Source organism: Flavobacterium sp. A45 (genome assembly GCF_002001005.1).
GTDB lineage: Bacteria > Bacteroidota > Bacteroidia > Flavobacteriales > Flavobacteriaceae > Flavobacterium.
On the sequence record NZ_MUNX01000089.1, the window covers coordinates 38871 to 53103 of the forward strand.

Annotated in this window: 14 protein-coding genes; 6 read left to right on the forward strand and 8 right to left on the reverse strand. The window is 33.7% G+C overall.

Annotated features, from left to right (window positions below):
• Positions 1-97: 97 nt before the first annotated feature.
• Both groES and groL read left to right on the forward strand, forming a co-directional pair.
• Positions 98-373, forward strand: a complete 276-nt coding sequence (gene groES / locus B0E44_RS10970) for a co-chaperone GroES (RefSeq protein WP_077374652.1) — start codon at positions 98-100, stop codon at positions 371-373.
• 79 nt (positions 374-452) lie between these two features.
• Positions 453-2081, forward strand: coding sequence for a chaperonin GroEL (gene groL, locus B0E44_RS10975; RefSeq protein ID WP_077374656.1), 1629 nt, complete (start codon positions 453-455; stop codon positions 2079-2081).
• 373 nt (positions 2082-2454) lie between these two features.
• On the opposite strand, the gene B0E44_RS10980 is transcribed toward groL, so the two are convergent.
• The 8 genes from B0E44_RS10980 to xrtF form a co-directional block, all read right to left on the reverse strand.
• Complete coding sequence (locus B0E44_RS10980; RefSeq protein WP_077374659.1) at positions 2455-3132, reverse strand: DedA family protein; 678 nt, start codon at positions 3130-3132, stop codon at positions 2455-2457.
• Between the two features lie 209 nt (positions 3133-3341).
• A complete protein-coding gene (locus B0E44_RS10985) occupies positions 3342-3719 on the reverse strand; it encodes a heavy-metal-associated domain-containing protein (protein WP_077374663.1) in 378 nt (125 codons plus the stop codon).
• A gap of 48 nt (positions 3720-3767) precedes the next feature.
• Positions 3768-5780, reverse strand: coding sequence for a TonB-dependent siderophore receptor (locus B0E44_RS10990; RefSeq protein ID WP_077374666.1), 2013 nt, complete (start codon positions 5778-5780; stop codon positions 3768-3770).
• A 63-nt stretch (positions 5781-5843) separates the two neighbouring features.
• Positions 5844-6257, reverse strand: coding sequence for a hypothetical protein (locus B0E44_RS10995; RefSeq protein WP_077374669.1), 414 nt, complete (start codon positions 6255-6257; stop codon positions 5844-5846).
• 133 nt (positions 6258-6390) lie between these two features.
• Entirely contained in the window at positions 6391-7746 is a 1356-nt protein-coding gene (locus B0E44_RS11000) for an MBL fold metallo-hydrolase RNA specificity domain-containing protein (RefSeq protein WP_077374672.1), read from the reverse strand.
• A gap of 128 nt (positions 7747-7874) precedes the next feature.
• Positions 7875-8705 carry an ATP cone domain-containing protein gene (locus B0E44_RS11005; protein WP_077374675.1) on the reverse strand — a complete coding sequence of 277 codons (831 nt, stop codon included), beginning with the start codon at positions 8703-8705 and terminating at the stop codon, positions 7875-7877.
• 61 nt (positions 8706-8766) lie between these two features.
• Positions 8767-9210, reverse strand: a complete 444-nt coding sequence (locus B0E44_RS11010) for an exosortase F system-associated protein (protein WP_077374678.1) — start codon at positions 9208-9210, stop codon at positions 8767-8769.
• Positions 9200-9736: an exosortase family protein XrtF gene (gene xrtF, locus B0E44_RS11015; RefSeq protein WP_077374682.1), complete on the reverse strand. Its 537-nt coding sequence runs from the start codon at positions 9734-9736 to the stop codon at positions 9200-9202. The genes B0E44_RS11010 and xrtF overlap by 11 nt, the downstream gene beginning before the upstream one ends.
• Positions 9737-9886: 150 nt before the next feature.
• Here xrtF and B0E44_RS11020 point away from each other — a divergent pair, with 150 nt between their 5' ends.
• From B0E44_RS11020 to B0E44_RS11035, 4 genes are all read left to right on the forward strand, one after another.
• On the forward strand, positions 9887-10342 hold the full coding sequence (locus B0E44_RS11020) for a GAF domain-containing protein (protein ID WP_077374684.1): 456 nt from the start codon (positions 9887-9889) through the stop codon (positions 10340-10342).
• A gap of 163 nt (positions 10343-10505) precedes the next feature.
• Positions 10506-10775, forward strand: coding sequence for a 30S ribosomal protein S15 (rpsO, locus tag B0E44_RS11025; RefSeq protein WP_077374687.1), 270 nt, complete (start codon positions 10506-10508; stop codon positions 10773-10775).
• A 218-nt stretch (positions 10776-10993) separates the two neighbouring features.
• Positions 10994-13129, forward strand: coding sequence for a polyribonucleotide nucleotidyltransferase (locus B0E44_RS11030; protein ID WP_077374690.1), 2136 nt, complete (start codon positions 10994-10996; stop codon positions 13127-13129).
• Between the two features lie 379 nt (positions 13130-13508).
• On the forward strand, positions 13509-14233 hold a 725-nt coding region (locus tag B0E44_RS11035; RefSeq protein ID WP_077374693.1), incomplete at its 3' end, for a hypothetical protein.

Consider the following 14233-nt stretch of genomic DNA (forward strand, 5'->3'; position numbering starts at 1 on the left):
AGCTGGCATTTTTTATAAGAAAAAATGTCAGTTTACGTACTGTGGCATAATTTCTGAAATACAACAACAGTAAAAATTAACATAAACATAAAAAATCATGACTTTAAACATTAAACCACTTTCAGATAGAGTTCTTATCGAACCAGTTGCAGCTGAAACGAAAACGGCGTCAGGAATTTTTATTCCAGATACCGCAAAAGAAAAACCACAAAAAGGAACTGTAGTTGCAGTAGGAAATGGAACTAAAGACCATACTATGACTGTCAAAATTGGAGATTCAGTACTTTATGGAAAATACGCTGGAACTGAATTAAAATTAGAAGGAAAAGATTATCTAATTATGCGTGAGGACGATATCCTTGCGATAATCTAAAAAAGTATTAAGTACAAAGAATTAAGTATCAAGATAACTTGACCACTTGAAACAAACTAAACTTTAAACAAAATTTAAAATGGCAAAAGATATAAAATTTGATATTGAAGCACGTGACGGATTAAAACGTGGAGTTGATGCATTGGCAAATGCGGTTAAAGTAACCCTTGGACCAAAAGGACGTAACGTAATTATCGGCAAATCTTTCGGTGGACCAAATGTGACTAAAGATGGTGTTACTGTAGCCAAAGAAATTGAATTGAAAGATCCATTGGAAAACATGGGTGCACAAATGGTTAAAGAAGTAGCCTCAAAAACTAATGATTTAGCTGGAGACGGAACTACAACTGCTACTGTATTGGCACAAGCTATCGTAAAAGAAGGATTAAAAAACGTTGCGGCTGGAGCAAATCCAATGGATTTGAAACGCGGTATCGACAAAGCTGTTGAAGCTATCGTAGCAGATCTTGCTAAACAAGCTAAAGTAGTAGGAAGCGATTCTGAAAAAATCAAACAAATTGCTTCTATTTCTGCTAACAATGATGAAGTAATTGGAGAATTAATTGCCAATGCTTTCGCAAAAGTTGGAAAAGAAGGTGTAATCACTGTTGAAGAAGCTAAAGGAACAGATACGTATGTAGATGTTGTTGAAGGAATGCAATTTGACAGAGGATATCTTTCTCCATACTTTGTGACCAATCCAGAAAAAATGGAAGCAGAACTAGAAAGTCCTTACATCCTTTTGTATGACAAAAAAGTTTCTTCTTTAAAAGAATTATTACCAATATTGGAACCAATTGCACAAACTGGAAAACCATTATTGATTATTGCAGAAGATGTTGACGGTGAAGCTTTATCTACTTTGGTGGTAAACAAATTGCGTGGTGCCTTGAAAATCGCTGCTGTAAAAGCACCTGGTTTTGGAGACAGAAGAAAAGCAATGCTAGAAGATATCGCTATCTTAACTGGTGGAACTGTAATCTCTGAAGAAAGAGGATACACTTTAGAAAACACCACTTTAGAGATGTTAGGTTCAGCAAAAAGAGTTACTATCGACAAAGACAACACTACAATTGTTAGCGGTGCTGGAGAAGCTGATATGATAAAAAATCGTGTGAACCAAATCAAAGGTCAAATGGAAACTACGACTTCTGATTATGATAAAGAAAAATTGCAAGAGCGTTTAGCTAAATTAGCTGGAGGTGTTGCTGTACTTTATGTTGGTGCTGCTTCTGAAGTGGAAATGAAAGAGAAAAAAGACCGTGTTGACGATGCACTTCACGCAACTCGTGCAGCTGTTGAAGAAGGAATTGTTGCCGGAGGTGGAGTAGCTTTATTGAGAGCCAAAAACGTTCTAAGCACTATCGTTTCAGACAACGCTGATGAGAAAACAGGAATCCAAATTATTTCTCGTGCCGTAGAATCTCCTTTGAGAACTATTGTTGAGAATGCAGGTCTTGAAGGTTCTGTGGTTGTTGCAAAAGTTAGCGAAGGTTCTGGAGATTTTGGATACAATGCCAAAACAGACGAGTACGTAGATATGCTAAAAGCTGGAATCATTGACCCTAAAAAAGTAACTCGTATTGCATTGGAAAATGCTGCTTCGGTTGCAGGAATGATCTTGACTACAGAGTGTGCTTTAATTGACATTAAAGAAGAAAGTGCAGCTGGCGGCCACATGGGTGGAGGTATGCCAGGAATGATGTAAAATCAGCATTAGATTCCAAATATAATCCGTCTTGAATTCGTTCTCGACGGATTTTTTTATGCTTTTTCAGGAGTACTTTTAGCTGAGCTCAATCAATTGTTTTGGGAGCAGAAAGATTTGGTTTATTAGGAAATATCGTCCCGCTATCCGTTACAAACGAAGTTCACTGAACTCCTATAAAAATAAAAGTATAGGTGAAGTAATCTTTTAAACCGAACCCCGGCTTATAAGGATTTTCACTGCACACGAGCGAAGCGAACTGGCGAAGCAATCGGGGCTAAAGGGAAGTATTTTACTTTTTTTTTTGCAATCATCCCAAAAAAAAACCGTCTTGTTCTATTGAGCAAGACGGTTCATTTGTATTTATTAAGTTTTAATGATGAACAACTTTTTTCTTAATCATCTTTAGAAAAACAGGTAAAGTTGAAACTAAAATAATTGCGATTACAATTTTCTCAATATGTTCTTTTAAGTCAATTCCCATTTCCAAAAACATTCCATAAAGATAATGTCCAGAGAAAATCAAAATGAAAGACCATAAAATCGAACTCAAGACATTAAAAAACATAAACTTCTTTCTGTCCATCGACCCTATACCAGCAACTATTGGCGCAAAAGTTCTCACGATAGGCAAAAATCTCGCATAAATAATAGCCTTTCCACCATGCTTATCAAAAAACTCCTTAGCCTGAAGCAAATACTTCTTCTTAAACAAAAGCGTATCTTCTCTGTTGTATAAATAATACCCACTTTTGGCTCCAAACCAATAGCCTACCATATTACCCAAAATACCTGCAAGCGCTACTAGAGACGAAAGCAAAACAAGATTTATGAAATCACTTTCGATATAAACAACATTCTGAACCAATTCTCCGCTATAAATCCCTGCAAGAAAAAGCAAACTATCACCAGGAAGAAAAAAACCGGCAAAAAGACCCGTTTCGGCAAAAACAATAAATAAAACGATATACAAACCCAGTTTAATATCACCAATTGTAAAATTAATATAAAATTCAGGGTTTACTAATTGGGTCCATTCAAAATTACTCATATATTGTTCTATTTTATTTAAGCCGTGAAAGTAAGGATAATTTAGGTGAACCACAATTTATTGCCTCATTTTAAAGTTTTATTAACGATTTAAAAATCACAAAAAGCATCAAAATTAAACTTATATTTTGATGCTTTTTTCAATCATTGAAAGTTTTAAATTAAGCAGCATAAAAAAAATTAATACCACTAAATAATCCTTTTCATTCGTTACAATCTATCATACTGGCAACAATGATGAAGGCTATCATAATCTTCTTTTGTAGATTTCACTGAATCGGTATCATGACCAACTTTGGCAATTGCTTTTTTTACATCTCCCAAAGAACATTTTTCTTCATTGATAATTAAATCCAACTGATGTGTCTCAATATTCCACGAAGCCGATTTGACTCCTGCAACTGAAAAAGCAGCCTTTTGGATTCTCTTTTGGCATTGTTCACAGTTACCGTTTACTTCGGTAGTGTATTTAGCGTTTTTATTTTTCTTTTCTTGGCCTTGTGCCGAAAATGCAAAGACAGTCATTAGTAAAACTAAAAATATGCTCTTAATGCTGCTATTTCTAAATTCTTGAATATTTGTTTTCATTTCTATTAGTATTAAAATTTGTAATTGATTTTGTTATTATTCTTGTTGTTACTTTATTTTAAACCTTAAACCCGCATAATACATTTGTCCAAATACTGGTGCATATAAAATAGTTGCATCAAAATAAGGACCAAAAGGATTCTGAGCATCCACTATTGCTGGATTTTGGGTATAATTACCTATATTCTCCCCTCCTACATACACTTCAAAAGTAGATGAAAATGTTCTGGTAATTTGAGCATTCATTAAAGAATACGCTGGTGAATGTTCAGAAAGCTGATATGCTGTAGGATTTGAAGCCGTATAAGGCAATTGTTGTTCCCCAATCCAGTTGTAGGTGAAATCAAATTTCCATTGTTGCCCTTTGTCTTTAATATGGGTTTCATATCCTAAATTCCCAAAGAAACGATGCGCAGCCTGCAATGGTCTTTGATACTTGCCTGATAAATAATCGGTTTTAATGTCGTAGAATTTATAAGCTGAACGCAATTCCAAATGTTTTGCCAATTCATAATTGAACTCTAATTGAAAACTGTTGGCAAACGATGCACCATCCAAATTATGAAAAATCACTTGTTGGGGACTTTGCATGATATCCACCACTACTTGATTCTGGAAATTGGTTCTGTAAAAATCGGCAGTAACATCTCCGTTACGATTAAATAATTTAAACCCTTGCATAAAACTTAATCCATAATTCCATGCAATCTCTGGATCCAAACCATATAATTTACCTCCAGTATTAGTAACATCAAAAGTTCTGGAACTGGCAAACAAGTTTTGGTTTTCTGCAAAAATATTGGCTGGACGTTTTCCTCTTCCGGCAGAAACCCTCAAAACTCCTTTCTCCCAAGGATTGTATTTCATGTGTACTCTTGGCGTTACAAAAACTCCCAAACGATTCCCATAATCTGCCCTGCCTCCAAGAATAAAACTAAAATCATCTTGGTTATCAAATGTATATTCGAAGAAAGCGCCTACTGTATTGTCAATTCTGCTATAATCTGTCGTATTAACAAACTCTATGTAATTATCATAGGTAAAATTCAAACCGGTTGCAAACTTGTTCTTTTCGTTATTGATAATTGAATTAAAAATCAAGTTCGAATAAAAACTGTTTTGTTTGATATTGTAACCATTCAACCCAAAATAGGAATCTTGATCATAGCTTGAAAATGCATTTTGAAAACCAATACTTTGATACGGCATATCCTTAAAAACATAACCGATTTTTGTCGAAACATCAATCTTTTGAGTATCAATTTCGGAACCCCAAGAATTGATTGTTCCTCTATCCCTATCAGGATCAAAACTGGTTTGACCCATTAGTTTAGTATCGTTCATATATTGCAAATTAATGAAACTAACCCAACCTGTTTCGGCATTATAATATTGGTAACGATTGAGTAAATTGAATTGTTTTTGCAAAGGGTTATCCAAAAAACCATCCTCATTGTTATCCATCTTAGAATCTCGAATATTGCCGTGGAGCAACAAACTCGTAGCCCATTTATCGGACAATTTTTGATTAAAATTGGCATTCAACTCAAAACGGGAATCGGTAGAACCATAAGCATTCAACAGAAATGGGACTTCCGACATTGGCTTTATTAATTCAGTATTAATTTGCCCCGAAATGCTTTCAAAACCGTTGACAACACTCCCTGCTCCCTTGGTAATCTGAATACTTTCTATCCAAGGACCAGGGGTAAAAGAAAGTCCGTAAACCTGAGAAGCACCGCGAACAGAAGGAATATTTTCCTGAGTCATCATCAAGTACGGACTTGTCAGACCCAACATCTTGATTTGCTTAGTTCCTGTTAATGCATCAGAAAAATTGACATCGATGGAAGGATTGGTTTCAAAACTTTCTGCAAGATTACAACAGGCAGCTTTGAGCAATTCTTTTTTGGTGACTAATGTTGTATTAGCGGTAACTGTATATGTTTTTTGCAGGCTCTTGCGTTTCGACTGCACTTTTATTTCCTGTAGTGTATCTTGCGAATAAGAATTAAAAGCAGTAAACAAGAGCAACAAAACTATTGCTATTTTTGTTTTCATGATTTTTATTATAATGATTAAAAATGTCAAACCACAAAAAATGGGTTTAACTTCAATTAAACATTATAACTTATCGTAAAGGAGGTATTGGCTGTACAGCTTGAAAAGTGGCGGTGCATTGGCATCGCAATAATAAGCAAGAACTGAATTATTTTTGAAATTGTCGACAGTAGCAAAAACAAATGAATGTGTTTCCGGAATTACGAATGCATAATCCATCTGAAAAGAAAAAGTTTTCACAATTCCATTGTCTGATTTTTTCTGAATGACAATTTTTTTATCCTTACAGCAACTGTCTTTTTTACTAGTGACTTTTTTTTCGCAACAACCTTTTTCACTTTGCAGTGATGGTAAAACTGAATTCAATGAAACAGAGGCTAATTCTCCTCCACAATAATGTACGTTAAAAGCAAGACCTACATTGGAAACCAATAATAGAAATGCTAGAAATATACTTATGTGCTTTTTGAAATTCATATTGCAAAATTAGCATTAATATCACTTCCAAAAACCAAGGTTTTGTTAATTTTTATTCAAGAAGAAGTAAAGGTTCTAATACTCTAAATTTCTGATTCAAAATCAACTGATTGAATCAGGTTCAAAACCGAAACTACAATTCAAACTCCTGACCCATCAAAGGAACAATACAATCAAAACCATATTTTTCCTTAATTTTCATTCTAAGTTCATCGGCTGGCTCATTTTCCCCGTGTACCAAAAATACTTTTTTGGGAGCTTTCTCCAAATCCGAAAGCCAATTAATCAAATCCTTTTGATCTCCATGTGCAGATAAGGTTTCAATTTCAACCACTTTAGCTTTTACCGAGTAATACTTTCCATGTATTTTTATATCCTTTGCTCCTTCCAACAATTTTCTTCCGCGTGTGCCTTCTCCTTGATAACCTATTATTATTACCATAGTTTCGGGTAATCCTATATATCGTTCCAAATAACTCAACACTCTACCACCCGTAACCATACCACTTGCGGCTATAACTACTTTTGACTGTTTATTATAAATGGTTTCAATAGTTTCTTGATAATCTGAAACCATCGTAAACATTTTACACATAGCTGTAAATTCTTCTTGGTGCAAACGGTGCCATTTTCTGTTGTTGGAAAAAAGTTGCAACATACTAATCCCCATCGGAGTATCAATAACATATAGAATATCTGGAATTCTGCCTTCTTCCTTCAATTGCCAAAGCAAGTACATTATACTTTGAGAACGTTCAACTGCAAAACTCGGAATTATGATAGTCCCTCCATTTTGAACGGTATTATTAATATAAATTTCAAGTTCAGCTTTAGGATCAATATCTGGATGAAGCCTATTGCCATAAGTGCTTTCAAGGAAGACATAATCTGCCTTTTTGGGTTTTGTGGGCGGAAACATCAACACATCATTGTCCCTTCCAATATCTCCTGAAAATACAAGAACTTTATTTTCAAGATGAAGCTCAATTGTACACGCCCCCAAAATGTGTCCTGCATTGGTAAAAACAGCTTCTATTTCGGCATCTAACAAAATACTTTCGTTGGGATTAATGACTCTAAAATGAGGAAAAACCTTTTCGGCTTGAGCAATAGTATAAAGTGGCTCTGCTATTTCATGTTTTGAAAATTTTCCTTCATTGGCAATTCTGGCATCTTCTTCCTGAATTTTAGCACTGTCCAAAAGTATCAATTTAGCAATATCCTTTGTTGGACTCGTACAATATATTTTACCTTCAAATCCTTGATTTACCAATCTTGGTAACCAGCCACAATGATCCAAATGACCGTGAGTAAGCAATACAAAATCTATAGTCGAAGGCAAAATTGGCAAAGGTTCCCAATTCAATTCCCGCAAGGACTTTAACCCTTGAAATTGCCCACAGTCTATCAAAATCCGAATACCGTTACTTTCTACCAAAGTTTTAGATCCTGTAACCGTTCCCACTCCACCAATGCATTTAATTTTCATTTTAATTCAATTTAGATTAATTGTAAAAAAAAGACGCTAAGTCACTAAGAATCTAAGCTTCCAAGTTTAGAAAAAACACTTTATATCTTTTAAAATCGAAATCTTAGCAAATTAGTCACTTAAAAAAACTATATAAACCGGCACAACTCTGACGCTTCTTTAATCACATTTTTTATTCGATTGGGACTCAACCCAATTTTTTCCAAATCCTCACGGTTATTGATAATCTCCCGAACTAAAATAACATCCAAAATCAGTAATTTTTCTTTTTCAGAAAGTGTCAAAGTTGTCAGGCAAGTAATTGGATACAATTGACGATTATCGATTTTGTTTTTTAAATTATTGCCTTTTGGATAATCCCAACAGATCAAATTAAGACCTGAACATTTAGCAAAATCAACAGCATCAGAAGTAAAACGATTATTGGTAGCAATCCAACATTTTGAAATAACATCATTTCTCGAAAAAATTTCATGTTTTTTCTCTTTCAAATCATTGAATCGAGACAAAATATACATTGGCACTTTCACATCGGTTGTAGCGTCTCTGCCCACATGAAATTTACACTCCACCATACTTATGACATCATTACTCTTAACCAGAACATCAACTTCATGCGAAACACATTTGCCCCACAAAATCAAATTCACTTTGGTTTCATAATGCTCGAATGCGAAAAGGCGAGCAATGAATTTTTCGAAAAAAAAACCTGCAGGTCCCAATAATCGGATAGCTTCTCTTAAATTATATCGAGCAGCGTGCGAATTTGAAGTTTTCTTAAGTAGTCCAAAAGCCATTTTATAAATACGCTTGGTAGAAATACCCTCATAAATCTCACTTTCAATCAGTTGCAAAACATTGTCAACTATATCGGGAGAAGCTCCTGATTTCAGTAGGGAGTGTTTTAATTTTGATCGATTAAAATCAACAATTGCACCTGAATATTTTACAACTTTCATCTTTCTTGAATTTGGCAAGTAAGTTTGCTAAATTCAGATTAAAGATACAAAATAACTATGGTTAATTATTTAGTTTTTGATAATAAAACGCTGGTATAAAAACAATTACAAACAAAGGTTGAATCAAAAAACGACGTACGTAAAACAGAAGTAAATTTTCCTGATTTTTAAAAAAGTGTAGCATACAAAAGAAGGCAGCAATTAAAATCACAAACAAAAAAAGATACAAAATGGATACAAACGATATCATTTCCTTATCCTTAAAAATAAAATAAAGAATTCCCAAAGAAAATAAGGCATTCAAAAAAAAGCGAAAAGTCAACCCGAAAAATAATTTTAGATTATCAAATTCGGGCAAAGGCAATTCCATATAATCACCTTCAAAATAAACCAAAAAAGGATCGTAAAACAATTGTTTTTCAAACGCCCTAACAAAAACCAATAGTGTAACAAATAGCATTACAACAAAAATTGAAGTTTTATTTTGAAGTAATTTATTTAGCATATTTCGAGAATTTATTGACCCAAATCACCCATAAGATAAAAACTAAACCATAAATACTCAATGGAAAAAGAACGCCATGCAATAAATGAGACTGCTCTGGAAAATAATAAAGTAAAACAGTCAAAAAAACTATACGAATAACATTCAAGACATAAATTATCAGGCTTCCGCCAAAGATGAAAAGCAAGGTGTTTTTTAAGCTTCCCGAAAATGCCACAATAAAAGAAATAAACAAAATAATTACACTAATTCCATTGCACCCTTCAACTATCTGGGCAACACTTTGATTCTTAAAAAAAACAGTGAAAACTGGGGTATTATCACTTTCCACTACATCACTCGATTGATTTATCCACGAAACAACTTCTTTTGTATTTCTTGCCACCATCCGTGTTATTGCATCTACTTTCTTGTTCTCAAAACCATCCAAAAAGAACTGATACAGAAAAGTAAGCAACACATAAGCACCAAAAAAACTAATAAAAAAAAGCAAAAAAGGCTTGTACTGAATGAAGTATCTTTTCATTTATAGTTTTATTTTTTATAGGAAAACAAATCGAAACTAATCATCCTACCTACTATTTTGAATCATCACAATTTCAAAATTAAATTTTTAACAAATTTATACAATTTTAAAATTGGCTTTTAAATACTTTTGTAAAAAATATAACAAACCATGACTTTTCAAGAATTACAGCCCAAAGTAACTGAAATTACATTAAATACAACGCTTTCAAGAGACGAAAAACTTCTAGCCGTTTGTCAACTTTTGAGTGATTCCGTTTCCTACTACAACTGGGTAGGTTTTTATTTTGCCAATCATGAGGCCAAAACACTACACCTTGGCCCATACGTAGGTGCTGAAACCGATCATACCGTTATCCCTTTCGGAAAAGGAATCTGCGGACAAGTAGCAGTTTCCAATACTAATTTTGTCGTCCCAGATGTAAGTGCACAAGACAATTATATCGCCTGCAGTTTTACTGTAAAATCCGAAATTGTAGTTCCTCTTTTTGTAAATGGAGAAAACATTGGTCAAATTGATATTGACAGCCACGTTATCGACCCGTTTACCGAAGAAGACGAGCGTTTTCTGGAATTTGTGAATGAGGAGATTGCGAAACTGTTTTAAGGATTTAAAAATTTAAAAAGCCAAAGATTTAAAAAGTCCTTTTTATAAGACTTCAAAATCATTTAATCATTATTTTTTTGAATATTTCAATATTTTGCATTACTTTTGCACCCGTCTTATAATAGCTGTAAGACATACATAAAAATCATTAAATAATATTCGAATGTATTTAACTAAAGAGATTAAAGAAGAAATCTTCGCTAAACACGGAGGAAAAGCAGAAAACACAGGATCTGCAGAAGGTCAAATCGCGTTATTCACTTACAGAATCAGCCACCTTACTGAGCACTTGAAAAAAAATCGTCACGATTTTAACACTGAGCGTTCATTGGTACTGTTAGTAGGTAAAAGAAGAGCTTTGTTGGATTACTTGAAGAAAACAGAAATCAACAGATATCGTGAGATTATCAAAGTATTGGGTATTAGAAAATAATCAATATATAAAAGAGGTGCGAGAGTGCCTCTTTTTTTTATTTATTCTTTAGATTTAAAAAAATTGTTTTAAATTTAAAACTTATTGTCATTTTTTTTCAAAATGACATTTCATTAAAAAAAGTTTGGTTTTTCATTGGGTTTTAGGCATTAACTACGCAACAACTACAACTAACAACACAACTAAAACCCATTGTATAACCAATAAGGAAAAAAATTATGATTCCACAATTATTTGTAGAAAGCATCGATTTAGGTGATGGCAGAAGCATCACAATCGAGACAGGACGTTTAGCAAAACAAGCTGATGGATCTGTAGTAGTAAGAATTGGTAAAACTGTTATTTTAGGAACAGTTGTATCATCAAGAAAAGCAAGTCCAGGTATCGACTTTTTACCACTTACGGTAGACTATCGCGAAAAATTTGCTGCAGCAGGACGTTTTCCTGGAGGTTTCTTCAAAAGAGAAGCTCGTCCTAGTGATAGCGAAGTGTTAACAATGAGATTAGTTGACCGTGTTTTACGTCCGCTTTTCCCAAGTGATTATCACGCAGAAGTTCAGGTTATGATTCAATTGATGTCTCATGATGATGAAGTTATGCCGGATGCATTAGCAGGATTAGCAGCTTCGGCAGCTCTTGCTTTGTCTGACATTCCTTTTGAAACTTTAATTTCAGAAGCGAGAGTAGGAAGAATTGACGGTAAATTCATCATCAATCCATCCCGCGCACAATTAGAATTGTCTGATATTGACATGATGATTGGAGCTTCAACAGATTCTATCGCAATGGTAGAAGGAGAAATGAAAGAAATCTCAGAAGCTGAAATGTTAGAAGCAATTAAATTTGCTCACGAACATATTAAAGTACAAATTGCAGCTCAAGAAAGATTGGCTCAAGCATTTGGAAAAAAAGAAGTTCGTACTTATGAAACTGAAAAAACAGACGATGCTATTTACGCAAAAGTAAAAGCAGCTGCTTATGATAAAATTTACGCTATTGCAAGTAAAGGTTCGGCTAAACACGAACGTTCTGCTGCATTTGATGCTGTAAAAGAAGAAGTACGCGCCTTGTTTACAGAAGAAGAATTGGCAGAAAACGGAGATTTAGTTTCTAAATACTTCTACAAAACCAATAAAGAAGCTGTTCGTAATGTAACTTTAGATTTAGGGACTCGTCTTGACGGAAGAAAAACTACAGAAATCAGACCAATCTGGTGTGAAGTAGATTATTTACCATCTGTTCACGGTTCTGCATTATTTACTCGTGGAGAAACTCAAGCTTTGGCAACAGCAACTTTAGGAACTTCTAGAGAAGCTAACCAAATTGATTCACCATCTGAACAAGGAGAAGAAAAATTCTACTTGCACTATAACTTCCCACCATTTTCTACAGGAGAAGCTCGTCCGTTGAGAGGAACTTCAAGAAGAGAAGTTGGTCACGGAAACTTGGCACAAAGAGCATTGAAAAACATGATTCCTGCTGAAAATCCATATACAATCAGAGTTGTTTCTGAGGTATTGGAATCAAATGGTTCATCTTCTATGGCTACAGTTTGTGCTGGAACATTGGCTTTGATGGATGCTGGTATTCAAATGATTCGTCCGGTTTCTGGAATTGCAATGGGATTGATTACTGATGGCGAACGTTTTGCCGTTTTATCTGATATTTTAGGTGATGAAGATCATTTAGGAGATATGGATTTCAAGGTAACAGGAACTTCAGAAGGCATTACAGCTTGTCAAATGGACATCAAAATTGACGGATTGAAATACGAAATCATGGAGCAGGCTTTAGCTCAGGCTCGTGACGGACGTTTACACATTTTAGGAAAATTACTTGAAACTCTTGCAAAACCAAATGCAGACGTTAAAGCACACTCTCCTAAAATCATTACTAGAACTATTCCTGGAAACTTCATTGGAGCATTAATTGGTCCTGGTGGAAAAGTAATTCAAGAATTGCAAAAAGCTACGGGAACGACTATCGTAATCAACGAAGTAGACGAACAAGGAGTTATTGAAATTTTAGGAACTGATCCTGCTGGAATTGAGGCGGTATTAGCTAAAATCCAATCGATCACTTTCAAACCACAAATGGGAGAAGCTTATGAAGTGAAAGTAATCAAAATGCTTGATTTTGGTGCAGTTGTAGAATACACTGCTGCTCCTGGAAATGAAGTATTGCTTCACGTATCTGAACTAGCTTGGGAGCGTACAGAAAACGTTGCCGATGTAGTAAACATGGGAGATGTTTTCCAAGTGAAATACTTAGGACTTGATCCAAAAACCAGAAAAGAAAAAGTGTCTAGAAAAGCACTTCTACCAAGACCTCCACGTGAGGAAAAGAAAGAGTAATCCAATCTTAGTTTACTAAAGGTTTATTTTATAGAAAAACCCCCGTTTCATCATGGTGAAACGGGGGTTTTCGGTATTCTTATGCGCCAAAACAATTTAACCTTCAAATATTCCTACTTCTTTTGCAATAAAAAATACGCTCCCCATCAATACCAAAATCAAAAATTTAATAGAATCGCATAATCTTCAAAACTATTTTTTAAATAAAATTTATTTTTGCCTTTTATTTCAGAATAAGTTAAAAAAATAAAAATATAACAATTAGCCTTGTTTTTGTAAGATTAAATATTACTTTTATAAAAAAAGCGTAGTTTTTCTAAAATTAGGTTTAAAATCATCTATTAACACAAACCAACTACAAAAAAACCACAATACAAAAATGCAATTTAGAAAATCAAAGATTAAACTTATAGTGTTATTGACTATAATTACGTCAACTACTTCAAAAACACATTCCCAAACCAATTCTGAAATATCGTTATATACCAAATTCGATTCCATTGTTGGAAAAGAAAATCTTGGAATTAACAATGGAACACTCCACTCAAATTTGTTCAGAATAATTTCCAAAAATCAAAGATATTACATAAAAGATGAGTTTAGCATTGGTCAACTTATTTACGACAATCAAATTTATCTAAACATCAATCTTAAGTATGACTTATTGGATGATCAATTAGTCTTTAAACACAAAGGCCAAACTGACAATCTTTCGATAAATCTAAACCGAAATAAAATCAATTTCTTTATTATAAAAAACAAAAAATTCATCAATATGGATCTGGATTTATCTTTAAAACCAGATTTCATAAAAGGTTTATATGAGGAAAATTTTATTGGGAATGAAATCTCACTCTATATAAAACATTACAAGGAAAGAAAAGAAATCAATCAATCTGATGGTATCTATAGTGATTATTTAAACCACAATATTTTTGTAATTAAAAACAAAAAAACGTTCTATCGAATAGAAACAAAAAGAGATTTAAAAAAAATACTGCCTGAATACTCAAAAATAATTAATGATTACTATAATATAAATAGTAAACTTGAAAGTATTGACAAGTTACAATTTATGGAAGGTTTAGTCAGATACATCAATAA